This is a genomic window from Sphingomonas sp. STIS6.2, from assembly GCF_000732685.2.
Classification (GTDB): domain Bacteria; phylum Pseudomonadota; class Alphaproteobacteria; order Sphingomonadales; family Sphingomonadaceae; genus Sphingomonas; species Sphingomonas aerolata.
Genome location: NZ_JPDP02000041.1, coordinates 286641 through 311746, shown reverse-complemented (window position 1 = coordinate 311746; position 25106 = coordinate 286641). Strand labels below are relative to the sequence as shown.

Annotated in this window: 17 protein-coding genes and 1 tRNA gene; 12 read left to right on the top strand and 6 right to left on the bottom strand. The window is 65.9% G+C overall.

Features of this window, described 5'->3' with window-relative positions:
• Positions 1 to 20 precede the first annotated feature (20 nt).
• Both rplJ and rplL read left to right on the top strand, forming a co-directional pair.
• Positions 21 to 536, top strand: coding sequence for a 50S ribosomal protein L10 (gene rplJ / locus sphst_RS07665; protein WP_031392843.1), 516 nt, complete (start codon positions 21 to 23; stop codon positions 534 to 536).
• 64 nt (positions 537 to 600) lie between these two features.
• A complete protein-coding gene (gene rplL, locus sphst_RS07660; protein ID WP_031392842.1) occupies positions 601 to 975 on the top strand; it encodes a 50S ribosomal protein L7/L12 in 375 nt (124 codons plus the stop codon).
• Between the two features lie 210 nt (positions 976 to 1185).
• On the opposite strand, the gene sphst_RS21175 is transcribed toward rplL, so the two are convergent.
• Together sphst_RS21175 and sphst_RS07650 are read right to left on the bottom strand one after the other, a co-directional pair.
• Positions 1186 to 2529: a hypothetical protein gene (locus sphst_RS21175; RefSeq protein WP_234387505.1), complete on the bottom strand. Its 1344-nt coding sequence runs from the start codon at positions 2527 to 2529 to the stop codon at positions 1186 to 1188.
• 126 nt (positions 2530 to 2655) lie between these two features.
• Entirely contained in the window at positions 2656 to 3843 is a 1188-nt protein-coding gene (locus tag sphst_RS07650; RefSeq protein ID WP_031393736.1) for an EAL domain-containing protein, read from the bottom strand.
• Positions 3844 to 4505: 662 nt separating this feature from the next.
• On the opposite strand from sphst_RS07650, the gene rpoB reads away from it, so the two are divergent.
• Both rpoB and rpoC read left to right on the top strand, forming a co-directional pair.
• Positions 4506 to 8687, top strand: coding sequence for a DNA-directed RNA polymerase subunit beta (gene rpoB / locus sphst_RS07640; protein WP_031393738.1), 4182 nt, complete (start codon positions 4506 to 4508; stop codon positions 8685 to 8687).
• A gap of 125 nt (positions 8688 to 8812) precedes the next feature.
• Positions 8813 to 13099, top strand: coding sequence for a DNA-directed RNA polymerase subunit beta' (gene rpoC / locus sphst_RS07635; RefSeq protein ID WP_031393739.1), 4287 nt, complete (start codon positions 8813 to 8815; stop codon positions 13097 to 13099).
• 113 nt (positions 13100 to 13212) lie between these two features.
• On the opposite strand, the gene sphst_RS07630 is transcribed toward rpoC, so the two are convergent.
• Both sphst_RS07630 and sphst_RS07625 read right to left on the bottom strand, forming a co-directional pair.
• Positions 13213 to 13977 carry a metallophosphoesterase family protein gene (locus sphst_RS07630; RefSeq protein ID WP_031393740.1) on the bottom strand — a complete coding sequence of 255 codons (765 nt, stop codon included), beginning with the start codon at positions 13975 to 13977 and terminating at the stop codon, positions 13213 to 13215.
• Position 13978: 1 nt separating this feature from the next.
• Positions 13979 to 15070 (bottom strand): catalase family protein, encoded by a 1092-nt coding sequence (locus sphst_RS07625; RefSeq protein WP_031393741.1) that lies wholly within the window; start codon positions 15068 to 15070, stop codon positions 13979 to 13981.
• Between the two features lie 141 nt (positions 15071 to 15211).
• On the opposite strand from sphst_RS07625, the gene sphst_RS07620 reads away from it, so the two are divergent.
• Together sphst_RS07620 and sphst_RS07615 are read left to right on the top strand one after the other, a co-directional pair.
• Positions 15212 to 15886 carry a fumarylacetoacetate hydrolase family protein gene (locus sphst_RS07620; protein ID WP_031393742.1) on the top strand — a complete coding sequence of 225 codons (675 nt, stop codon included), beginning with the start codon at positions 15212 to 15214 and terminating at the stop codon, positions 15884 to 15886.
• 123 nt (positions 15887 to 16009) lie between these two features.
• Complete coding sequence (locus tag sphst_RS07615; RefSeq protein ID WP_199848935.1) at positions 16010 to 17632, top strand: OFA family MFS transporter; 1623 nt, start codon at positions 16010 to 16012, stop codon at positions 17630 to 17632.
• A gap of 95 nt (positions 17633 to 17727) precedes the next feature.
• Here sphst_RS07615 and sphst_RS07610 read toward each other — a convergent pair.
• A tRNA-Gly gene (locus sphst_RS07610) sits at positions 17728 to 17801 on the bottom strand.
• A 236-nt stretch (positions 17802 to 18037) separates the two neighbouring features.
• On the opposite strand from sphst_RS07610, the gene sphst_RS07605 reads away from it, so the two are divergent.
• From sphst_RS07605 to sphst_RS07585, 5 genes are all read left to right on the top strand, one after another.
• Positions 18038 to 21136, top strand: a complete 3099-nt coding sequence (locus tag sphst_RS07605; RefSeq protein ID WP_107045370.1) for a TonB-dependent receptor — start codon at positions 18038 to 18040, stop codon at positions 21134 to 21136.
• Positions 21136 to 22155 carry a phytase gene (locus sphst_RS07600; protein WP_107045369.1) on the top strand — a complete coding sequence of 340 codons (1020 nt, stop codon included), beginning with the start codon at positions 21136 to 21138 and terminating at the stop codon, positions 22153 to 22155. The genes sphst_RS07605 and sphst_RS07600 overlap by 1 nt, the downstream gene beginning before the upstream one ends.
• Positions 22156 to 22249: 94 nt before the next feature.
• A complete protein-coding gene (locus sphst_RS07595) occupies positions 22250 to 22498 on the top strand; it encodes a glutaredoxin domain-containing protein (protein ID WP_031394956.1) in 249 nt (82 codons plus the stop codon).
• A 3-nt stretch (positions 22499 to 22501) separates the two neighbouring features.
• Positions 22502 to 23071, top strand: coding sequence for a TspO/MBR family protein (locus tag sphst_RS07590; RefSeq protein ID WP_107045368.1), 570 nt, complete (start codon positions 22502 to 22504; stop codon positions 23069 to 23071).
• On the top strand, positions 23068 to 23439 hold the full coding sequence (locus sphst_RS07585; RefSeq protein ID WP_107045367.1) for a thiol-disulfide oxidoreductase DCC family protein: 372 nt from the start codon (positions 23068 to 23070) through the stop codon (positions 23437 to 23439). The genes sphst_RS07590 and sphst_RS07585 overlap by 4 nt, the downstream gene beginning before the upstream one ends.
• Here the strand turns inward: sphst_RS07585 and sphst_RS07580 are convergent.
• Positions 23436 to 24437: an NAD(P)-dependent oxidoreductase gene (locus tag sphst_RS07580; protein ID WP_325049458.1), complete on the bottom strand. Its 1002-nt coding sequence runs from the start codon at positions 24435 to 24437 to the stop codon at positions 23436 to 23438. The two genes, sphst_RS07585 and sphst_RS07580, sit on opposite strands and share 4 nt — an antisense overlap.
• A 22-nt stretch (positions 24438 to 24459) precedes the next feature.
• On the opposite strand from sphst_RS07580, the gene sphst_RS07575 reads away from it, so the two are divergent.
• Positions 24460 to 25074 carry a TetR/AcrR family transcriptional regulator gene (locus sphst_RS07575; protein WP_031395635.1) on the top strand — a complete coding sequence of 205 codons (615 nt, stop codon included), beginning with the start codon at positions 24460 to 24462 and terminating at the stop codon, positions 25072 to 25074.
• The last annotated feature ends 32 nt before the right edge of the window (positions 25075 to 25106 follow it).

Genomic DNA, 25106 nt, shown 5'->3' with positions numbered 1-25106 from the left:
CTGAAAACGTGGAGAATGGCATGGATCGTGATCAAAAGACCGCGGCCGTAGCCGAGCTGAACCGCACCTTCTCCGAGGTCGGCGTCGTCGTTGTGACGCGCAACCTCGGCCTGACCGTCGCACAGTCCACTGTGCTGCGGAACAAGATGCGCGACGCCGGCGCGACCTACAAGGTCTCGAAGAACAAGCTTGCCAAGATCGCAATGGACGGCACCGACTACAGCTCGCTGGGCGACATGCTCACGGGTCCGGTCGGTCTGGCCAGCTCCATCGATCCCGTCGCGGCCGCCAAGGTGGCCGTGGAATTCGCGAAGACGAACGACAAGTTCGAAATCGTGGGTGGGGCGATGGGCGCGACGACCCTCGACGTCGACGGTGTGAAGGCGCTCGCAACGCTGCCCTCGCTGGATGAACTGCGTGCCAAGATCCTCGGCCTCATCGTGGCACCTGCCACGAAGCTGGCGACGATCACGCAGGCTCCGGCAGCGCAGCTCGCGCGCGTGCTTTCCGCCTACGCGGAGAAGGAAGCCGCCTGATCTTGCAGGCTCTTTCGTTACTTTTTGAACTGATGGGGCACATGCCCCGAGATGGAGATTTATCATGGCAGACCTGAACGCGCTCGTTGAGAGCCTGAGCGAACTGACCGTTCTCGAAGCAGCTGAGCTTTCGAAGCTGCTCGAAGAAAAGTGGGGCGTTTCGGCCGCAGCAGCGGTCGCAGCACCGGCAGCTGGCGGCGGCGCAGCCGCACCGGCCGCTGAAGAGCAGACCGAATTCGACGTCATCCTGACCGGCGACGGTGGCAAGAAGATCAACGTCATCAAGGAAGTCCGCGCGATCACGTCGCTCGGCCTGACCGAAGCCAAGACGCTGGTCGAGTCGGCTCCCAAGGCCGTCAAGGAAGGCGTGTCGAAGGACGAAGCCGCCAAGATCAAGGCACAGCTCGAAGCAGCTGGCGCGACCGTCGAGGTCAAGTAAGCCGCAGCGGGAGAGACGCTTCAGCCACGCTGAAGCGCACTCCCCGCAAGGCCGGCCGGCGGCATTCATGCCGACCGACGAAGCAGGGGCTCCGCCCCTGCTGGCCGCAGCTAAAAAAAGGGCGGCCCCAGCGATGGGGTCGCCCTTTTTTTGTGCCTGATAGAACGCGACCGGGCCGGATCGATGCAACCCGGCCTGTCGTCTGAGCGCCTAGACTATGATCGCGGGCGCATGGGGGCGCGCGGCGATCCCGTCATACATGCGCGCGGGGATATCGAGCCAGAACGGCGCAAGCTTGGCCGAGTCGACCCGCTCGACACCGATCGCCCAGGCACGCGCGGTCTGACCGGCAATCGCCCCGCTGGCATAGCGGATGTTGACCGCGACGATCGGCACGAACATCGGCCGGTCGGCTGCGGTCATGCTGTGGATCGCCTCGCGCGACATGGCCGAGACCGTCCGGATCGTGCGCGACTCGCCCGGCGCGAGCGTGAACGGCGCGGTCGCCGGACGCGGGACCTGACCCGCATTCACCGCCGTCAGATCGGCGTCCTGACCGGCATGCGCGCTCAGCAGGACCGCCTGGACGCGGATCGCCTCCGCGACGCCCGCGCCGACGTTCGTCACCACGAGCTCACATTCAGCCGTCGCGCTGAGGAGGTTCAGTCCAGCACGAAGCGGGCGCAGCTCGACCGACAGACGCGCCCGCTCCGGCTCGCGCGCGCGCCGGTCGAGAAATTGCGGGGCTGCCGTCGTCGCAGGCTCAGGCGCTGACGGCGGTGCGATTGCCGGGGTCGGCGCTACCACCCGCGCGGGGATCGGCGGGACCGGCGCCGGCGTGGGTAGCGGGGGAACCGGTCTTGCCGGCGGTGCCTCGGCTTCAATCAGCGGTTCGGGCTCGTGATAGTCCAGCCGATCATGCCGTTTACGCGGCCCCCTGCGCAGCAACCACAGCGCGATGACGACGATCGGGATGACCGCCAGCCAGAGCCAGAACGGCATCGCCCTGCCCTGCTCCGGCGCGGCGATCGTGCGTTCGACGGGAGCGGAGGACGGCGCGGCGGCGGGGGCGACTTCGGGGCTCGCGGTGGTTGCCGGAACGACTGGTGCCGGAGCCGTCGGCGCGGTGGTGGCGGTCGATGCGGGCGCCGGATCCGGCCGAACGTCCGCCGCGTCGCGCGGTGCGGCGGACGGCACCGCCTCCGCTGCACGTCGGGACGTCGTCGCGGCATCGACCCGCCCGGCCCTCGGCGTATCCGGGTCTGCAGTGCGTGTCGCCGGCGCCCGCGCGGGGGTGCGGCCGCGCGGCGGCGCCTCCGCAGTCGCCGGAGCCGGCAGAACCAGCCGCGGCGTATCGGGTACGGGAACCGCTGCCGTCCCCGTGTCGCGGGCCTGAAGCGGCTCGAGCCCGCGAACCGTCCCGGCGGGCGCCGGTGGGGTCGACTGCTGCGACGCGGTGTCCGACGTCTGGCCCGCCTCCTGCGCGACCGCGGGCGGCGCTAGCGCCAGGCCAGCCGGCACGATCAGAAGCGCGCGGCGCCATTGTATGCTCATCGTCGAAAATTCCCTCCTGCAACGCTAGCGCGGGGAGGCCGAACGGGTCGCGGCGGCAAGTCGCCATGCGATGAGCCGCGCCGCCAGGGCGACCAGATGATCGTCCGCATCGCGAACCTCTGGCCTTCAGATCACGCGGACGTGCGCGAAGCTCCCCGCCGCCATCGGCCGGCCCCAGTAGAAGCCCTGCGCACAGCGAGCGCCCAGATCGCGGGCGATCGCGAGATGCTCTTCGGTCTCGACCCCCTCGACGACCGTGCTCAGCCCCCGCGCGTGGCAGGACCGGACGACCTCGCGCAGGATGCCGAGTTCGTGCACGTGGCGTGCGCAATGGCCAAAAAAGTCCTTGTCTATCTTCAGCTCGGCGATCGGCAGCGTGAAGACGCGATCGAAATTCGTCGCCCCCTTGCCGAAATCGTCGAGCGAGAACACCACGCCCAGATCGCGCAACCCGTTCATGTCGCGGACCAGCCGCTGGGTATCGACCGGCCGGGCATCCTCGGTGATCTCGATGATCAGGACGCCCCGTCCCGGCCCGTTCGACGCGACGCCCCGCCGGCGCAGTTCATCGCCCAGCGCCGCCTGGAACAGCGGATCGGCCAGCACCGCCTGGCTGCAGTTGATCGCGACCGGCGCGGACCGTTGCTCGACGCTCAGCGCAAGCCAGAGGTCGAGCGCGGCGGTGACCGCCTTCATTGTCGCTGCCGCCTCGATCCCCGCGTCGGTCATCGCGGCGAATAGCCATTCGGGGTTCACACCCGGGATGTTGCGCAGCCGGGCGAGCGCTTCATAGCCGGCAACCTGATCGGTGGTCAGATCGATCTTGGGCAGGAACTCGTAATGCAGGTTCGGCAGCAGCCGCGATTCCACAAGCAGCGCCGCGATCATGCGCCGGTCGCCCGCAGCGTCTTCCGACCGGCCCGTTCCGGTCGCGAGCGACGCGAGGATCGCGGTGAGTGCGCCGATCTTGTAGGTCCGCTCGAGCGACCCGACGAGCGGATGCTCGCCGATCATCGCCTCGCCGAGGACGGCGGACGGATATTCGCCCGGCGGCCGCAACTCGATCACCGGGCAGATCCGGCCGTCGTGCCCGATCTGATCGAGCACGGTGATCAGATCGTCGCCCCGCGATTGCGCGTCGGCTATCACGACGTCAGGCGCGAACGCCGTTCCCGCCGCGATCTCCGCCGCATGGCCGATCCAGGCGACGGCATAGCCGCGCGACCGGAGCTCGGCATGCGCCTGGCACGATGCCGCGTCGGCGGCATGGATGAACAGCAGTCGCGGCAGAACCGCGCGCCCTTCCCCCGCCACAGGCAGACAAGCGCCCGACACAGGCAGACAAGCGGAGGCCGGGCTTCCCAGCCCCGGGCCGAAGCCTGCTGCCGCACCCGTTTGGGGCGCCAGACTGGGATCGGCGCTCACGCGGACGGGTCCGACCGGGCGGCTATCGACATGGGCGTGAACTCGGCAATAGGGTGGACGCTGACGACTGACGGCTGAACGACACCGGCAAGGCCCCGCCGTGCGGCGGATTCAATCCCGGTAGCCAATTGGTATCTACTAATCCTGATCAGGACTGTCATCCCCGCGAACCGCGCCGCATTCGCACCAAGTCGCTCGTCGCCCAATAAGCCGTTGCGTGGCATTGTGATTTTATTACAAATATTTTTCCACGAGCCGCTGCGCTGCGCCCGCCCGGTCGCAAGGGCATCCCGCCTTCGACATTTTCCGCGCGAGACCGGACCGCTTTGACAAGCGCCGACCACCGTCCTATATGAGCCACTCACCACAGCATCCGGGAAATGACAGGCCGTCGCGCAGCATGTCGATCGTATTGGATGCCGGGGTTTCATTCGCCGAAAGCCGCCGCATGTGATTGCGCGCGGCCTTTTTGCGTTACGGCACGCCCCGTCCGGGGGTTCCCGGGCACGAAATTACGGCTGACCCGTCAGTTTATTGAGGGCAAATAACCTATGGCTTCCAAGGCGATCAACGAGGGCGCTGCCAAGCAGCGTCGCGACGGCGGCACCGCAAAGCGCCGCATCCGCAAGGTCTTCGGCAACATCCACGAAGTCGTGCAGATGCCGAACCTGATCGAAGTCCAGCGCGAGAGCTACGAGCAGTTCCTGCGCTCCGACAAGTCGATCGGCCATGTCTCGGGTCTCGAGAAGACGCTGCGCAGCGTGTTCCCGATCCAGGATTTCGCCGGCACCGCCTATCTCGATTTCGACGATTACGTCCTTGAGCCACCGAAGTTCGACGTCGAGGAGTGCCGCCAGCGCGGGATCACCTATGCCGCGCCGATGCGCGTCACGCTGCGTCTGACCGCCTTCGAGGTCGATCCCGATACCGAGGCCAAGTCGGTCATCGATATCAAGGAGCAGGACGTGTACATGGGCGACATGCCGCTCATGACCGAGAACGGCACGTTCTTCATCAACGGTACCGAGCGCGTCATCGTCAGCCAGATGCACCGTTCGCCGGGCGTTCTGTTCGATCACGATCGCGGCAAGACTCATGCTTCGGGCAAGTATCTGTTTGCTGCCCGCGTCATTCCGTACCGCGGCTCGTGGCTCGATTTCGAGTTCGACGCGAAGGACATCGTCAACGTCCGTATCGATCGCAAGCGCAAGCTGCCTGTCACGGCGCTGCTCTACGCGCTCGGCATGACGTCGGAAGAAATCCTCAACTATTTCTACAACCGCGTGACGTTCGTCCGCGGCCAGGGTGGCTGGATCGTTCCGTTCCAGGTCGAGAACTGGCGTGGCCAGAAGCCGATGTTCGACATCGTCGATGCGAAGACCGGCGAAGTCGTGTTCCCGAACGGCCAGAAGATCTCCCCACGCGCTGCGAACAAGGCGTTCAAGGACGGTCTGACCGACCTGCTGATCCCGACCGAGGAAATCTTCGGCCGCTATTCGGCGTACGACCTGATCGACGAGTCGACCGGCCGCATCTACATCGAAGCCGGTGACGAAGTGACCGCCGAGAACCTCGAACTGCTCGACCAGGCAGGCATCGAGCGTCTCGACCTGCTCGACATCGATCACGTCGCGACCGGCCCGTGGATCCGCAACACGCTCAAGGTCGACAAGGCCGAAGAGCGCGAGCAGGCGCTGTCCGACATCTACCGGGTGATGCGCCCTGGCGAGCCGCCGACGCTGGAGACCGCCGAGGCGCTGTTCTCGGGTCTGTTCTTCGATCCGGATCGCTACGACCTGTCGGCCGTGGGCCGCGTGAAGCTGAACATGCGTCTCGACCTCGACGTCGAGGACACCGTCACGACGCTGCGCACCGAGGACATTCTCGAGGTCATCAAGACGCTCGTGAACCTCAAGGACGGCAAGGGCGAGATCGACGATATCGACAACCTCGGTAACCGTCGTGTCCGTTCGGTCGGCGAGCTGCTCGAGAACCAGTATCGCGTCGGCCTGCTCCGCATGGAGCGCGCCGTGAAGGAGCGCATGTCGTCGGTCGACGTGTCGACGGTCATGCCGAACGACCTGATCAACGCGAAGCCTGCGGTTGCCGCGGTCCGCGAATTCTTCGGCTCGTCGCAGCTGTCGCAGTTCATGGATCAGACCAACCCGCTGTCGGAAGTCACCCACAAGCGTCGCGTGTCGGCACTTGGACCAGGTGGTCTGACGCGTGAGCGCGCCGGCTTCGAAGTCCGCGACGTTCACCCGACGCATTACGGCCGCATCTGCCCGATCGAGACGCCGGAAGGCCCAAACATCGGTCTGATCAACAGCCTCGCGTCGTTCTCGCGCGTCAACAAGTACGGCTTCATCGAGACGCCGTACCGCAAGGTCGTCGACCACAAGGTGACCGACGACGTCGTGTACCTGTCGGCGATGGAAGAGGCCAAGCATACGATCGCGCAGGCCAACGCCGATCTGACCGGTGACGGCGGCTTCACCGAGGAACTCGTCTCGTCGCGTCAGGCGGGCGAATTCCTGATGGCGCTGCCCGACAACATCACGCTGATGGACGTCAGCCCCAAGCAGCTCGTCTCGGTCGCCGCATCGCTCATTCCGTTCCTGGAAAACGATGACGCCAACCGCGCGCTGATGGGCTCGAACATGCAGCGTCAGGCCGTGCCGCTCGTCCAGGCCGAGGCGCCGTTCGTCGGCACCGGCATGGAAGAGACGGTCGCGCGTGACTCGGGTGCAGCCATCTCGGCAAAGCGTGCGGGCATCGTCGACCAGGTCGACGCGGCCCGTATCGTGATCCGTGCAACCGGCGAGATCGATGCCGGCAAGTCTGGCGTCGACATCTACACGCTGATGAAGTTCCAGCGTTCGAACCAGTCGACCTGCATCAACCAGCGTCCGCTGGTGAAGGTGGGCGACGTGGTCCGTGCCGGCGACGTGCTCGCCGACGGTCCGTCGACCGAATTCGGCGAGCTGGCGCTGGGGCGTAACAGCCTCGTCGCGTTCATGCCGTGGAACGGCTACAACTACGAGGATTCGATCCTGATCTCCGAGCGGATCGTGAAGGACGACGTGTTCACGTCGATCCATATCGACGAGTTCGAGGTGATGGCCCGCGACACGAAGCTCGGGCCTGAGGACATCACGCGCGACATTCCGAACGTCGGCGAGGAAGCGCTTCGCAACCTCGACGAAGCGGGCATCGTCTACATCGGTGCAGAGGTCGAGCCGGGCGATATTCTCGCTGGCAAGATCACGCCGAAGGGTGAATCGCCGATGACGCCGGAGGAGAAGCTTCTCCGCGCGATCTTCGGCGAGAAGGCCAGCGACGTGCGCGACACCTCGCTTCGCCTGCCGCCGGGCGTGTCGGGTACGGTCGTCGACGTTCGCGTCTTCAACCGCCACGGCATCGACAAGGACGAGCGCGCGATGGCGATCGAGCGCGAGGAGATCGAGCGCTTGAAGAAGGATTCGGACGACGAGCGTTCGATCCTGAACCGTGCGACCTGGTCGCGTCTTCGCGAGATGCTGCTCGACCAGACGGCCACCTCGGCGCCCAAGGGCGTCAAGAAGGGCGTCGTGATCGACATGGATCTGCTCGACAGCGTCGACCGCCACGAATGGTGGAAGTTCGCGGTCGCCGACGACAAGATCCAGAGCGATCTGGAAGCGGTCAAGATCCAGTATGACGATGCCGCCAAGCTGATCACGGACAAGTTCCACGATCGTCGCGAGAAGCTGGAGCGTGGTGACGAGCTGTCGCCGGGCGTGCTGAAGATGGTCAAGGTGTTCGTCGCGGTGAAGCGCAAGCTACAGCCGGGCGACAAGATGGCTGGCCGTCACGGGAACAAGGGCGTCATCAGCCGCATCCTGCCGGCGGAGGACATGCCGTTCCTCGCCGACGGGACGCCGGTTGATATCGTGCTCAACCCGCTGGGCGTGCCGTCGCGCATGAACGTCGGGCAGATCTTCGAGACGCATCTGGGCTGGGCCGCACGTGGTCTGGGTCAGCAGATCACTCACGCGCTCGAAACCTGGCGCGAGGAGAATCCGGAGGCCAAGGCCGGCGCGATGCCGGAGGCGGTCCGCGATCGTCTCAAGACGGTCTATGGCGAGCAGTATCACGAAGAGATCGACGCCCGTTCGGGTGACGAGATCATCGAGCTGGCCAAGAACCTGAAGGGCGGCGTGCCGATGGCGACGCCGGTGTTCGACGGTGCGCGCGAGGCGGACGTGTCGGCGATGCTGGAACTGGCGGGTCTTGACCCGTCGGGCCAGTCGGACCTGTTCGACGGACGTACCGGCGACAAGTTCGATCGCAAGGTGACGGTCGGGTACATCTACATGCTCAAGCTTCACCATCTGGTCGACGACAAGATCCACGCACGGTCGATCGGGCCATACTCGCTCGTCACGCAGCAGCCGCTGGGTGGTAAGGCGCAGTTCGGTGGTCAGCGCTTCGGCGAGATGGAGGTCTGGGCTCTCCAGGCCTACGGCGCGGCGTACACCTTGCAGGAAATGCTCACGGTGAAGTCGGACGACGTGGTCGGCCGCACCAAGGTCTACGAGGCGATCGTCAAGGGTGACGACACGTTCGAGGCGGGCATTCCGGAGAGCTTCAACGTGCTCGTCAAGGAAATGCGCTCGCTGGGCCTGAATGTGGACCTGAAGCAGTCGGAGCCCGGCTTCGACAGCGACGGCATCCAGATCGCGGCGGAGTAACCGTCATGCCCCCCTCCCCTTCAGGGGAGGGGTTGGGGGTGGGGTCGTGCCGCGCACGCCTCGCCCGATATTAAAGGCCCCACCCCAACCCCTCCCCTGAAGGGGAGGGGCTAAGGAGTTCAAATATGAACGAGATGACCCCCTTCGCCAATCCGGTCGCCAAGGCCGAGACGTTCGACCAGATCCAGATCGGCATCGCATCGCCGGACAAGATCCGCAGCTGGTCGTTCGGCGAGATCAAGAAGCCCGAGACCATCAACTATCGCACGTTCAAGCCCGAGCGTGACGGCCTGTTCTGCGCGCGCATCTTCGGTCCGATCAAGGATTACGAGTGCCTGTGCGGCAAGTACAAGCGCATGAAGTACAAGGGCATCGTCTGCGAGAAGTGCGGCGTCGAGGTTACCGTCTCGAAGGTCCGCCGCGAGCGCATGGGCCATATCGAGCTCGCCGCCCCGGTCGCGCACATCTGGTTCCTGAAGTCGCTGCCGAGCCGCATCGGCCTGCTGCTCGACATGCAGCTGAAGCAGCTCGAGCGCGTGCTGTACTTCGAGGCGTACATCGTCATCGAGCCGGGCCTGACCCCGCTCGAGAAGTATCAGCTGATGACCGAGGACGAGCTCCTCGACGCGCAGGACCAGTATGGCGAGGACGCGTTCTCGGCCGGCATCGGTGCCGAGGCGGTCCGCATCATGCTGGAGTCGCTCGATCTCGAGGGTGAGCGTACCACGCTGCTCGAAGAGCTCGCGGTCACCAAGTCCGAGCTGAAGCCTAAGAAGATCATCAAGCGCCTGAAGGTCGTCGAGAGCTTCATCGATTCGGGCAACCGCCCCGAATGGATGATCCTCGAGGTCGTGCCGGTCATCCCGCCCGAGCTGCGCCCGCTGGTGCCGCTGGACGGTGGTCGTTTCGCGACGTCGGATCTGAACGATCTGTATCGCCGCGTGATCAACCGCAACAACCGCCTGAAGCGCCTGATGGAGCTTCGCGCGCCGGACATCATCGTCCGCAACGAGAAGCGCATGCTGCAGGAGGCCGTCGACGCATTGTTCGACAATGGTCGCCGCGGTCGCACGATCACGGGCGCCAACAAGCGTCCGCTCAAGTCGCTGTCCGACATGCTCAAGGGCAAGCAGGGCCGCTTCCGCCAGAACCTTCTCGGCAAGCGCGTCGATTACTCGGGTCGTTCGGTCATCGTGACCGGGCCTGAGCTCAAGCTGCACCAGTGCGGCCTGCCGAAGAAGATGGCGCTCGAGCTGTTCAAGCCGTTCATCTACGCGCGTCTCGATGCGAAGGGTCTGTCGATGACCCTGAAGCAGGCGAAGAAGTGGGTCGAGAAGGAGCGCAAGGAAGTCTGGGACATCCTGGACGAGGTGATCCGCGAGCATCCGGTCATGCTGAACCGTGCGCCGACGCTTCACCGTCTTGGCATCCAGGCGTTCGAGCCGGTGCTGATCGAGGGTAAGGCGATCCAGCTTCACCCGCTGGTCTGCTCCGCGTTCAACGCCGATTTCGATGGCGATCAGATGGCCGTCCACGTCCCGCTGTCGCTCGAAGCGCAGCTGGAAGCGCGCGTCCTGATGATGTCGACGAACAACATCCTGTCGCCCGCCAACGGCAAGCCGATCATCGTGCCGTCGCAGGACATGGTGCTGGGTCTCTATTATCTGTCGATGATGAAGGAGAACGAGCCAGGCCAGGGCATGCTGCTCGGCGACATGGCCGAAGTGCATCAGGCGCTGAACGCACAGGCCGTGACGCTGCACAGCAAGATCATCAGCCGCGTTCCGCAGACCGATGAGAACGGCAAGCAGTATCTCAAGCGCTACGAGACGACGCCGGGCCGCATGCTGCTCGGCGAGTGCCTGCCGCACAGCCACAAGGTGCCGTTCGACACCGTCAACCGCCTGCTCACCAAGAAGGACGTGGGCGACGTGATCGACGAGGTCTATCGTCACACCGGCCAGAAGGAGACCGTGCTGTTCGCCGATGCGATCATGACGCTCGGCTTCCGGCACGCCTTCCGCGCCGGCATCTCGTTCGGCAAGGACGACATGATCATTCCGGACGCCAAGGTCGGTCTGGTCGACGACACCAAGGCGCTCGTGAAGGACTTCGAGCAGCAGTATCAGGACGGTCTGATCACGCAGCAGGAGAAGTACAACAAGGTGATCGACGCCTGGAGCCGTTGCGGCGACCAGGTCGCGAACGCCATGATGGACGAGATCCGTGCGGTGAAGGTCGATACGGAGACCGGCCGTGAAAAGCCGATCAACTCGATCTACATGATGGCCCACTCGGGTGCTCGTGGTTCGCAGGCGCAGATCAAGCAGCTTGCCGGTATGCGTGGCCTGATGGCCAAGCCGTCGGGCGAGATCATCGAGACGCCGATCATCTCGAACTTCAAGGAAGGTCTGACCGTCCTTGAGTACTTCAACTCGACCCACGGCGCTCGTAAGGGCCTCGCGGATACGGCATTGAAGACGGCGAACTCGGGGTACCTCACGCGTCGTCTGGTCGACGTGTCGCAGGATTGCGTCATCATCGAACCCGATTGCGGCACGACGCGCGCACTCGAAATGAAGGCGATCCTTCAGGGCGGTTCGACGATCGCAAGCCTCGGCGAGCGCATCCTCGGTCGTACGACCGCGGAGGACATCACCGATCCGAAGACCGGCAAGGTCATCATCCCGTCGGGCACGCTGCTCGACGAGCCGATGATCACGACGATCGAAGGCCTCGGCACGCAGTCGTGCAAGATCCGCAGCCCGCTGGTCTGCGAGTCCAAGATCGGCGTCTGCGGCAAGTGCTACGGGCGCGATCTCGCCCGCGGTACGCCGGTAAACATCGGTGAAGCTGTCGGCGTCATTGCTGCGCAGTCGATCGGTGAGCCGGGCACGCAGCTGACCATGCGTACGTTCCACATCGGTGGCGCAGCGCAGCTCAACGAGACGTCGAACCTCGAGGCGCATGCCGACGGCACGGTGCAGTTCCGTGATCTGCGTATCATCGTCGACCAGCGTGGCCGTCGTGTGGTGCTCAGCCGCTCGGGTGAAATCGCGATCGTCGACATGGACGGCCGCGAGCTCTCGGTCGATCGTATCCCGTACGGCGCATATGTGCTGTTCGACGATGGCCACATCGTGTCGCGCGGCGACCGGATGGCCGAGTGGGATCCGTTCACCATGCCGGTGATCACGGAGAACCCGGGCACGATCAAGTATGTCGACCTGATCGAGGGCAAGACGCTCACCGAGCAGACCGACGAAGCCACGGGCATCGCCCAGCGCGTCGTGATCGAATATCGTGCGGCGACCAAGTCGAAGGAGGATCTGCGTCCGCGCATGACCCTGCTCGACGAGACGTCGGGCGAGACCGGCCGCTACATGCTGGCGATCGGTGCGACCTTGTCGGTCGAGGATGGTGCACAGGTGTTCGGCGGCGACGTCGTGGCCCGCGTCAGCCGCGAGAGCGCCAAGACGCGCGACATCACCGGTGGTCTGCCGCGCGTTGCCGAGCTGTTCGAGGCGCGTATCCCAAAGGACTCGGCGATCATCGCCAAGATCTCGGGCCGCGTCGTGTTCGGCAAGGATTACAAGGCGAAGCGCAAGATCGGCATCCAGCCCGAGGATGGCGGCGACGTCGTCGAGTATCTGGTGCCGAAGTCGAAGGTCATCGACGTGCAGGAAGGCGATTACGTCAAGCGCGGCGACAACCTGATCGGCGGCTCGCCCGATCCGCACGACATCCTCGAGACGATGGGTATCGAGCCCCTCGCCGAGTATCTCGTGTCGGAAATCCAGGAGGTCTATCGACTCCAGGGCGTGAAGATCAACGACAAGCACATCGAGACGATCGTTCGTCAGATGCTGCAGAAGGTCGAGATCACCGACGGCGGCGACACCACGCTGCTGAAGGGCGAGCAGGTCGATCGCGAGGAAATGGACGCGACCAACGAGAAGCTCGACAAGAAGCAGACCCGTGCACAGGGCAAGCCCATCCTGCTCGGTATCACCAAGGCGTCGCTGCAGACCCGCAGCTTCATCTCGGCGGCATCGTTCCAGGAGACCACCCGCGTTCTCACCGAGGCCGCGGTCCAGGGTAAGCAGGACATGCTGATGGGTCTGAAGGAGAACGTGATCGTCGGCCGGCTCATCCCGGCAGGCACCGGCGCAGGCCTCAACCGCCTGCGGGTCGTGGCGAACAGCCGCGATGCCTCGATGCGCGTCGCCCAGCGCAAGATGGCCGAAGCCTCGATCATCGCGCCGAAGTCGGCGAAGGAAGAGCATGACGCCGAACTCGCCCGCTCGCCGCGCGATTCCGGCGGCACGGGGGACGACGCGCTTGGCGAAGTCGTGACGTCGGGCACCGGCACCGATGCGGATGCCGGCGAGTATCTGAACAAGCCCGAGTAATCGGGCGCATCAGACGCCAATAAAAAGGCCGCCGTCCGGATATCCGGGCGGCGGCCTTTGTCGTTTCAGGCGAATGGCGGGGCGGACCGGTCGAAGCGCGCCCCGTCACGGCTTCAGCCGGCGCTTTCGCCCATCGTGCGCGGGATCGTCCGGAGCTGCTGGCCGGTGACGCGCAGTTCGTTGAACGCGGGCGGACTGCCGCGCGTCCGCTTGGACAGGGTGCCGGCACCGATCATGCGGATTTCCCGGCCGCTGCGTTCGACGGGAATGTCGAAGGGATCGTGGACATGACCTGACAGCACGGCATGCGCTCCCGCATCGGCCAGTGCGGTCAATGCGCTGTCGCCATGGCGGGTCTTTGCTGTCCCGGTCGTGCCGCCTTCGATCAGCGGATGGTGCGCCGCGACGAAGACCAGGTGATCCTTCGGCACATCCTCGATCATCGCCAGCGCGCGCGACAGCGACCCCGGGCTGACACGCCCCTTCGACCAGTTCCAGCGCCACTGCGCGCGTGCCGTCGTCTTGAGCGGGACGATCGTGATCCCGGGCAGTTCCAGGGGCTTCTCGATCATCGATTCGACCGCAGCGTAACGCTGATAGGGCGAGAAGAACCGGCGGAACGGGTCCCAGTAATAGGGGATGTCGTGATTGCCGACCTCGAGCGTGACGGGCACGCCAAGGCTGCGCAACCAGTCGCCGCCACGCTGGAACTCCTCCTTCGTGGCGCGCATCGTCAGATCGCCGGTCATGATCACCGCGTCGGGCCGCTCCGCCTCGACACAGGCGGAGAACCAGGCGAGCGCTGCCGGATCCTCCGCCCCGAAATGAACGTCGCTGACGTGAAACAGCGTGTGCGAGCGTCCTGAAACATCTGCCATGTCAGGCAAGTTCGGCCAGCGTCTTGGGCTGGTGCATCGGACACCCGTTGAACGTCCCGCGGAATCCCGCCGAGAGCTCATAGGTCTCCTTGCGGACGCGATTGACGCCGCCCAGCGGCTGATGGTCGACCACCCCGTGCCAAACGCTGTAGGACAGTGCATCGTCGGTATGATCGGTGACGCCATGTTCCCAGGAGATTTGCGGCGCCACCTCGAGCGTGGCGACCGTGACGAACGGGCTCACCTGCTGATCCCATTCGACCGTCGCGTCCTCGATCGGCATCGCGTCGAGGTCGGTGTTCAACTGGACGCGCAGTTCCCAGACACCGCCATGCTCGATCAGCTCCTCGCGCACGACTTCCCGCAACGCATCGGGGCGCGCGGTGATGTCGACCGTATCGCCGGTCAGTCGCGTCAGCGCGGGCGAGACCGGGAACAGCGCGACCTTGGCGATATAATTGCCGTAGCGCAGCGGCGTCTGCGAGAAATAGGTTTCCCCAAGCGGGTGGACGGGTTTTGCGCCGCCGAGCGTCTTGAGCGTCGCGGACTCCGCCCCGACCGCCTCCAGTGCGGATTCGACGACGCGGAAGGTCGCCGACATCGCCTTCTTCACACCGTCGAAACGGTCGGTCGTCTTGGCGAGCAGCTTGAGGTTCTTCGAGAAGGCCTTGGGATCGGGTGCCGCGAAAACGGGCGCGTTGACCATGATGAAGTCCTGCGTCGTCTCGCCTTCCGAACCCGGCAGGCGATCGCCTTGGACGTCCAAGATCTTCAGCGCGACGCCCCGCGGCAGGCTGACGCTGTCATCCAGAATGTCGCCCGCGTTCGTCGAGATGCGCAGCACCGCTTCATGACGCCCCGGCTGCGCGAAAATGCCCTGCGCGAGCGTTTCGGGCAGGCCGTCGGCGATCGTGAGTGTGCCGCGCGCGATGCCATGCGCCTTGGCATGAACCGCGCGCACGGCATGCGCATAGTCCTGCGACGTGGTCTCGAGGATCTCGCGAAAGCTGTCCTTGAGCGACGCCAGCGTCTCGGCCTCGTCGTCGGCGATGGTTTCGACCGAGGGGGCGAATCGTACGGGCTGGGTGGACATGCGGATCTCCTGTCGTTTCCGATCCAAACCCGCCGAACTCCGCGACGTTCCCGCTGCACGGGCGATCGGTACGATCCCGCACGCTGTTGCAAAGCACCGCGCCCCGGTCCACGCGGTCGGCGCCCATCGAAGGAGAAACCGATGCAGATTCCCGTCGTCACCGCCCCCACGATCGCGATCGTCGGATCCTCGGCGCGGTTTCCGGTCCGCAGGATCTTCTGCGTCGGGCAGAATTACGCCGACCACGCGCGCGAAATGGGGTCGGATCCCGATCGGCAGCAGCCCTTTTTCTTCTCCAAGCCAGCCGATGCCGTCGTGCCCGGAGGCGGCACCCTGCCCTATCCGAGCATGACGCAGGATCTGCATCACGAGGTCGAACTGGTCGTCGCGCTGGGCGCGGGCGGGCGGGACATCGATGCGACGGAGGCGACGGCGAAGATCTTCGGTCATGCGGTCGGTATCGACCTGACGCGGCGCGACCTGCAGGCGGCGGCCAAGGCGGCCGGGCGGCCATGGGACATGGCCAAGGGGTTCGACCGGTCCGCCCCGATCGCCGCGCTCACGCCCGGCGCGCCGCCCGCAACGGGTGCGATCGGGCTGACGATCGACGGCGAACCGCGCCAGTCGGGCGACCTGTCAATGATGATCTGGTCGGTTGCCGAAGTGGTCGCCGCGCTGTCGCGTCAGGTCGAGCTCGCCCCCGGCGATCTGATCTTCACCGGCACCCCCGCGGGCGTCGGGCCGATCCTGCCCGGGGCACAGGTCCGCGCGACGATCACCGATCTCGAGCCGCTCGAGATCCTGTTCGACGCCTGACCGACCCCTGATCGACGTGGCGGGGACGATGTTTTTGTATAAATATAGTCGTCCCCGACCTTAGTCGGCTTTCCTTTGTCGCCGCCCGCCCGCATGCATCCCCTTCATAAAAAGGGGATGATGATGGCGGATGGATCAACCGGCGGGCTGCTCGACCGGGCACGGACGGTAGCGGGGCCGGGTTTTGATCGCTGGCTGGTGCCGCCCTGCGCGCTCGCCATCCATCTGTGCATCGGCATGGCCTATGGCTTCAGCGTGTTCTGGCTGCCGCTGTCGCGCGCGATCGGAATCACCGATCCGGTGCTCTGCGAAAGCATGACGCTGGCCCAGGCGCTGACGACCACGACCTGCGACTGGCGGGTCAGCGACCTCGTCTGGACCTACACGCTCTTCTTCGTCGTCCTCGGCGCCGCCGCGGCGATCTGGGGCGGCTGGCTCGAACGCGCCGGTCCGCGCAAGGCCGGCGTCGTCGCCGCGTTCTGCTGGTGCGGCGGGATGGGGATCGGCGCGATCGGCGTGTCGATGCACCAGTTGTGGCTTATCTGGCTCGGTTCGGGCGTGATCGGCGGCATCGGTCTGGGTCTCGGCTATATCTCGCCCGTCTCGACGCTGATCAAATGGTTTCCCGACCGGCGCGGCATGGCGACGGGCATGGCGATCATGGGCTTTGGCGGCGGCGCGATGATCGGCAGCCCGCTCGCCAATTCTCTGATGAAGCACTTCTCCGGCCCGACCGGCGTCGGCGTCTGGCAGACGTTCCTCGTCCTCGCAGTCATCTATTTCGTGTTCATGATGGCCGGCGCGCTCGGCTACCGCGTGCCTGCCGAGGGCTGGAAGCCCGCCGGCTGGACCCCGCCGACCGATGCCAAGGCAACGATCAGCCGGTTCAACGTCGATCTGAAGGATGCGCACAAGACGCCGCAATTCTGGCTCATCTGGATCGTCCTGCTGCTCAACGTCTCCGCGTCGATCGGCATCATCGGTGTCGCCTCGCCGATGCTCCAGGAGATCTTCGGCGGTCGCCTGATCGATGCGCCGGGCGTGCTCTTCACCGCATTCAGCGACAGTCAGAAGGTCGCCGCGGCGGCGGTCGGTGCCGGGTTCGTCGGCGCGATCAGCCTGTTCAACATCGGTGGCCGCTTCTTCTGGGCGTGGTTCTCTGACCGGCTGGGGCGCAAGCCGCTCTACGCGGTGATCCTGGCGATCAGCGCTGTGCTCTATGGTATCGCCGCCCCCGCACTCGCCGGCACCAGCCTCGGTCTCTTCATCCTCGTCTTCTGCATCCTCGCCTCGACCTATGGCGGCGGCTTCGCGACCGTGCCCGCCTATCTGGCGGACATATTCGGGACAAAGTTCGTCGGCGCGATCCACGGCCGGCTGCTGACCGCCTGGTCGACCGCGGGCGTCGTCGGGCCGCTGCTCGTCGCCAACATGCGCGACGGGCGGATCGCCGCAGGGATCCCGCGCGATCAGGTCTATCAGCCGATCTTCCTGATGCTAGCGGCGATGCTCGTGGTCGGCTTCGTCGCCAACCTGTTCGTCAAGCCGGTGGCAAGCCGCTTCCACATGCCGGTTACCGAGGGTGTGGCGTCGACGACTGCCGTCGACGCCGCGACGGCCACCACCAGCGCACAGCATGGCGGTGGATCGCGGTCGACCGTCATCCTCGCCTGGCTGGCGGTGGGCGTGCCGATCCTCTGGGGGATCTACATGACGCTGTCGAAGGCGGTCATCCTGATCAAGTGAACGAACGCGACACCGCGGTCGCATCGCCGGACAGGCGATCGCGACCCGGTGGTCGGCGTGGAAAGGGATTTGCGTTGGCACCGACGGTGTCGGCGTGGAGCGGGTGAAGGGAATCGAACCCTCGTCACTTGCTTGGGAAGCAAAAGCTCTACCATTGAGCTACACCCGCATATCGACTGTACGTCCGTGCGGCGGATGAGCGCCGGCGGTCGCGATGCGATGGCGAGCGTCTATCGGCTCGGCGTTAGCGACGCAAGATGCTTCTCGACGCGGAATGGCGCGCTGTGTCGAGGGACGCGGGGCACGACGTAACGAAACTGTCACCCCCGTGTCACCACGCTGCCATTGGTCTGCAATAGGCACCCCGGCAAGCCAGCCCATAGCTGGACCAATCGGGGGACCATCATGATCATCGGCCTGTCACACCGCGCACGCGGCCCTGCTGTCTTGCGCGCGCTTCTTATCGGCAGCGCGATGATCCCGCTCGCGATCGGGATCGCCCGCGCCGAACCGGTCGATGGCCCTGCCGCAGCCGCAGCCCCCGCCCCGCGTGGCAATGCCAGCATCACCGGGACGATCTCGCAGGCCGGCAGCGGCGACTATCTCGACGGCGCATCGGTTTCGATCCCCGCGCTGGGGCTCGCGACCGCGGCAGATCGCGCGGGCCAGTTTACGCTGGCCGGGATCCCCGCCGGGACGCATGACGTCGTCGTCCGCTATGTCGGCTTTCCCGATGCCCGGCGCAGCGTCACGGTCACCGACGCGGCGGTCGTGCTCGATGTCGCAATGACGATCGAGACCAACGCGGCCGGCGACGAGATCGTCGTTTCGGGATCGCGCCCGATCGCCGAGTCAGAAGCGGCAGCGCTGCAGATTCAGCGGACCAGCCCCTCGCTTGTCTCGGTAATCGCGTCGGATTCGATCGGGCGCCTGCCCGACCAGAATGTCGCGCAGGCGGTCAGCCGCCTGCCCGGCGTCGGCGTCCAGCGCGACCAGGGCCAGGCCCGCTACATCACGCTGCGCGGCAGCCCGATCAACTGGACGACGCTGTCGTTCGACGGGATCAACGTGGTCAGCCCGGAAGGTCGCGACGCACGGTTCGATTCGATCCCCTCGGCGATCGCGTCGCAGATCATCGTGCGGAAAGCGGTGACCCCCGACATGACCGGCGAGACGATCGCGGGCAATGTCGACATCATCACCCGGTCGGCGTTCGACTATCCGGGGCTGAAGGTTCAGGCCAAGGGCGGCCTCGGCCATGTCGAGCTCGGCAAGAAGACCGAATATGAAGGCTCGCTCGTCGTGTCCGACCGATTCGACACGGGGATCGGCGAATTCGGCATCGTCTCGTCCGCCAGCCTCTATCGCCGCGGCATGGTCACCGACAATTTCGAGACCGATTTCGAAGCGGTCGACCGCGACCTGCGCCCCGGGTACGAGACGCGCAACTGGGCGCGCGAGACCGAGAACAAGCTCTACCGGCTGACGCGCAAGAACTATTCGCTGTCGAGCCGGCTCGACTGGCGCCCCGCCCCCGGCCACAAGCTGTTCGCCGAGACGATCTATTCGGCGTTCGAGGATGACGAGCAGCGCAACAACTACATCTTCGATCTCGACGACCAGCAGTCGCGCACCCCGAACGGCACCGCAGCGTGCGCGGTCAATGCGCGACCCGCCTCGGGCACCACGGGCTATGCCGATGTCTGCACGGGCAATACCCCCCTGCTCGGCACGGTGTACGGGATCGATCTCAATTCGAACTTCACGGTGCGCAAGTACAAGCAGTCGGTGTTCACCAACACGCTCGGCGGCGATCACGAACTCGGCGACTGGAAGGTCGCGTGGCGCGGCAACTACACTCGCTCGATCGACGACCGGTCGCAGCCTGCGCAGCTCAACTATGACAGCCCCTCGTTCGGGACCAATGGCGCAAATGCCGCCAACCGCCTGACCGTCGGCTATGACCTGACCGATCCGCAGCTCGCCAAGGTGCAGCTGTACCGGACGATCCGCAACGCCGATGGCAGCTTCTCGCGCGGCGACCGGGTCACGGCGATCGAGGATTTCCCGCGCACCCTGTCGCGCCTGCGCTCGCTGAAGGCGCAGGACGTGACCGAGGCCTATACCGCCAAGCTAGACATCAGCCGCGAGGCGTCGGTGTTCGGCGCCTCGACGATCCTCGCCGCCGGCGTGCGCTATGACGACCGCACCAAGACGTCGAACGAATATCTGCTCGACCTGTCGACGCCCGCGCAGTTTGCCGCGGCGGGCATCGCGACGAACTATTCGGCGATCGCCAAGCCCGGCGGGTTCCAGGGCGAGATCCCGCTCGGCTACACCTTCCAGTATTTCGACCGCGACAAGGTTCTCGGACTGGTCGATCAAGCCAAGGCGGTCGGCAGCTATGTCCGTAGCGACGCCAATTTCTACGACGTCGGCGAAAAGGTCTATTCGGCCTATGGTATGGCGACCGCGACGACCGGCTGGGGCAGCATCATCGGCGGCGCCCGCGTCGAGCATATCCGCAATGACGCACGCGCCTTCTCGATCGGCACGGTCGGCACCGGCACCGCGGCGACGACGGTCACCACCCCGATCGACGTGAAGTCGAGCCAGACGCTGGTCTATCCCAGCCTCCACCTCAACTGGGACGTCGATGACCGGATGAAGGCACGACTGTCGTTCAACACCGGCGCCGCGCGTCCGGATTATGATCAGCTGCGCCCCAATCTCAGCTATAACGATGCGAACGCCACCATCTCCGGCGGCAATCCCGATGCGAAGCCCGAAAAGGCGAAGGGCGTCGATCTCTATGTCGAATATTACACGATGCCGCGCGGCTTCCTGTCGATCGGCGCCTATTACAAGGACGTCACCGACGTCCTGTTCGACTCGACGCAGACGTTCGGGCGGACGACGCTGAACACCGGCGGCGTCGACCGATCGGGCTATCTCTATTCGACGATCGTCAACGGCGGCAGCGGCTATATCATGGGCATCGAGGGTGCGATCCAGCAGCAGCTCGAGCCCTTCACCGCCGATCTCGGGCTGCCCGAATGGATGGGTGGCTTCGGCGTCCAGTTCAACGCGACGATCAACAAGAGCCGCGCCGAGACGCCGGGGACCGCTGCCCTGCCCTCGCGCAAGGTGCCGCTGCCCGGCGCGTCGGACGCGATCTACAATCTGATCGCCTATTACGAGAAATACGGTTTTTCGGCGCGGGTATCCTACCAGAACCGGTCGGCATGGCTCGATGCGATCGGCGGCACCGACACGATCGGCGGCGTCGTCCGCGGGATCGACGGCGGCGATTTCTACTGGGCGAAGGACAATGAGCTCGACGCCAGCGTGCGCTACGCGATCAACAACAATGTCGAAATCTATGGCGATTTTGCCAATCTGCTGAACGGCCCGGGCCGCCGCTATGCCGGCTCGTCTGCCTATACGATCGAGCATGAAACGTTCGGGCGGCGCTATACCGGCGGCGTGCGGGTGACCTTCTGATGCGCGGACTGCCGCTCGTCGCGCTGATCCTCGCCGGGTGCGCGACCACGAGCGTGCCCCAGACGGCCACCGCGCCGCTGGTCGCGGCGACCGCGGAAACCGATCCGGTCGATACCGCGGCCGATGCGGCGGACGATCCCGCCATCTGGCGCAACCCCGCCGACCCGGCGAAGAGCCTGGTCATCGGGACGGACAAGAAGGCGGGCATCCACGTCTACAGCCTGGCCGGCAAGCGGCTGAGCTTCACGCCCGCCGACCGGCTGAACAATGTCGACCTTCGCACCGTCGGCACGCGCGTGATCGCGGCGGCGAGCGACCGCGCCGATGTCGACGTCGCGCATGTGGCGCTGTTCGCGCTCGACACCGCGGCGGCGAGGCTCGTGCCGCTCGGCCGGTTCCCGGTCGGCCCGGGCGAGGCTTACGGCATGTGCCTGTGGACACGCGCGCGCGATCACGCGCTGTTCGGCTTCGTCGTGCTGAAGGACGGGCGGATCGATCAGGTCGCGATCGACGTCTCGGGCGGCGTCCCCAAGGTCACGACCGTCCGATCGATGAAGCTCGCGAGCCAGGCCGAGGGCTGCGTCGTCGACGACCGGACCGGGCTGCTCTACGTCGCGGAGGAAGATGTCGGGCTCTGGCGGTTCGACGCGGATCCGTCGGCACCGGGGACCGCGACGCCGATCGCGCAGGTCGACGGCAAGACGCTCGTCGCCGATGCGGAAGGCCTCGCGCTCGCGCCCTCGGGTAGCCGCGGCGGCTATCTGGTCGTCTCGAGCCAGGGCGACAACGCCTATACGCTCTACCGCCTGCCCGGCGTCACCTATGCGGGGCGGTTCCGGATCGGCGGCGGGGCGATCGACGGGACCAGCGATACCGACGGCATCGACCTGATGCTCGGCGATTTCGGCCCGGCCTATCCGGGCGGCCTGTTCGTCGCGCAGGACGGCGACAATGCCCCTGACACGCAGAACTTCAAGCTCGTCAGCTGGACCGCCGTGCGTCGCGCCCTGCGCCGCTAGCCCGCAACGTCCGCAGGGAACGTCTGGGGCCATCCCGCGCTATAGGATCTGGCATCGATCGGCGTATCGAGAGGCCGCAGATCCGAGGACGATGATGACCCAGACCCGTACCGCGACGCTGCACCGGATGGTGCTGCCCGATCACACCTGCCCGTTCGGCGTCCGCGCCAAGCAGCTGCTTCAGGCCGAAGGCTATGACGTCGACGACCAGATTCTGCGCGATCGGGACACGGTCGAGGCGTTCAAGACCGAGCACGGTATCGCGACGACCCCGTTGATCGTCATCGATGGCGAGACGATCGGTGGCTGCGACGATCTCGAACGCTATCTCGCGGAGCGCTGAGCGATGGCCCATCCTGATCACCATCCCGTCGCGCTGCCCGTTCCGCCGCTTGCGCCATCGCCAGCACTGTCGCGGACTGCTGCCGCGCTGATCGTCCTGTCGGTCCTCGGCGTCAGCGCCGCGATCGGTCGTCGCAATGCGCCCGACCCCTCCCACCCGCGCACCCGCCGCTGGTACAAGCGGCTCGACAAGCCCAGCTATACGCCGCCCGATGCCGTGTTCGGCGCGGTGTGGCCGGTGCTCGAGACCGGGCTCGCCGTCGGTGGATATCGTCTGCTCCGCCAGCCCTCAGGGCCACGTCGCACGAGTGCGGTCGGGCTCTGGTTGCTCAACACCGCGATGGTCGGCGGCTGGACCGAGATCTTCTTCCGCAAGCGAGCGCTGCGATCCGGCGCGGTCGTTGCAGGCTCGATGGTCGCGACCGGCGGCGCGTATGTTGCGGCGGCGGCGAAGGTCGATCGTCCCGCGGCACTGCTCGGCGTGCCGTTCGTGGGCTGGCTCGGCTTTGCGACATTGCTCGCCACGCGCATCAGCGCGCGCAATCCCGACGCCGACGCGGCGGACGCCCGGTGACCGATCTGGTCGTCTGGCATGATGGCAACTGCCCGCTATGCCGGCGCGAGATCGCGCTCATGCGGCGGCTCGACCGGCGCGGTGCGATCACGTTCGTCGATGCCACCGATCCCGATGCGAGTTGCCCGATCGACCGCCGGGACCTACTCGCGCGGTTTCATGCCCGTGAGGACGGGACGATGCTGTCGGGCGCGGCGGCGTTCGCTGCGATGTGGCGCGCAATCCCGGTCCTGCGGCCGCTCGGCCTGCTCGCGCGCAATCGCACCGCGCTCCGCCTGCTCGAGCGCGCCTATCTCGGCTTTCTCGTGGTGCGACCCCGCCTGCAGGCCGCACTGCACGGCCGACAGGCGGGCGAGCGGCGGCGTTAAAGCCCGGCGTTGCGCCGGACGGCGGCGCCCACCGCCGACCAGTCGACATCTTCCCCCTCCTGCGCGATCGCGGCGCGCAGATGATCGCGCACCACGCCGAGCAGCGGCATCGGCGTACGCAGTCGCCCCGCTACGGTGTCGACGAGGTTCATGTCCTTCAGCCCCAGCGGCGCGGCAAAACCTGCGGGCGTGAACCGCTGTTCGACCAGCATCTCGCCATACGTCTTGTAGACCGGCGCGTTGAACAGCGTACCCGTCAGCACCTCGAGCAGCAGCGCCGGTTCGACCCCGCCCTTTTCCGCCAGCGTCATCGCCTCCGCCATCGCCTCGACCGCCGCCATGATCATGAAATTGCCGCTGAGCTTCACCAGATTGGCGGCGGACGGCATCTCGCCGACACGGAACACGCGCTGGCTGATCGCATCCAGTGCGGGCTCGCACCGGGCGATCAGATCGTCGCGTCCCGCCGCGACGACGAACAGCATCGCCGCCGCCGCCGCGGGCGGACGACCGAAGACGGGGGCCGCGACATAGCCACCGGCCTCGTTCTGGTCCGCCGTCAGCCGCTCCGCCAGCGCGACGCTGATCGTGCTGTGCGATACATGGACCGCCGGCGCACCGAGGATCCCGTCATTGCCGTAGACCACCGCCTCCAGCGCGGCATCGTCCGCCAGCATCGTCATCACCACGTCGCCCTGCGCCGCTTCGGCGGGCGTCGCGGCCCGAGTCGCGCCACGTTCGACCAGCGCATCGGCCTTGTCCGGCGAGCGGTTCCACACCGTCACCTCATGACCCGCCTCGACCAGATTGGTGGCCATCGCATGCCCCATCTGGCCCAGACCGATAAACCCGATTCTCATGATCATAATACCTTGTCCGACCGCAGCAGGATCACCCGCCGGTCCTGCCCCGCCCAACGCGCGGGCGGCGCGGATGTTCGACGTGCGCGATCCGGTCGCTGGATCCCGGAACGTCCGGGATACTGGACGTTTTTCCACTTGTGCCTATATACCGACTGGTATGAATAGCTTGTGCACGCTCACCGCCCCCAAGGGCCGCCCCCGCGAGTTCGATCTCGAGGAAGCGCTCGCGGCCGCGCTGCGCGTTTTCTGGCGAAACGGGTATGAGGCGGCGTCGATGGCCGAGCTCACGGCCGAGATGAAGATCACCAAGCCGAGCCTCTATGCCGCGTTCGGCAACAAGGAAGCGCTGTTTCACAAGGCGCTCGACCTCTATGAGCGCGAAAAGCTCGCTTATATGACCTCCGCGCTCGATGCGCCGACCGCCAAGGCGGTGGCCGAGCGGCTGCTGCGCGGGGCGCTTCAGATGCAGACGAGCACCTGCGATCCCAAGGGGTGCCTGAGCATCATCAGCAGCGTCGCCTGCGGTGTCGAGGCTGAACCGATCAAGGCCGAGGTCGCCAAACGCCGCGAGTCGTCGCAGGCTGCGCTGATCCGCCGGTTCGACGAGGCCAAGGCCGCGGGCGAGTTCCCCGAGGGCCTCGAGTCGCCCGCTCTTGCGCGCTATCTGTTCGCGGTCATGCAGGGGCTGGCGATCCAGGGCGGATCGGGCGCCACCTGTGGCGAGCTCAATCAGCTTGTCGACACCTGCATGATGGTCTGGCCGACGCGCTAGGCACCAGGGCACGCACGCGTCCGTCGCACGTT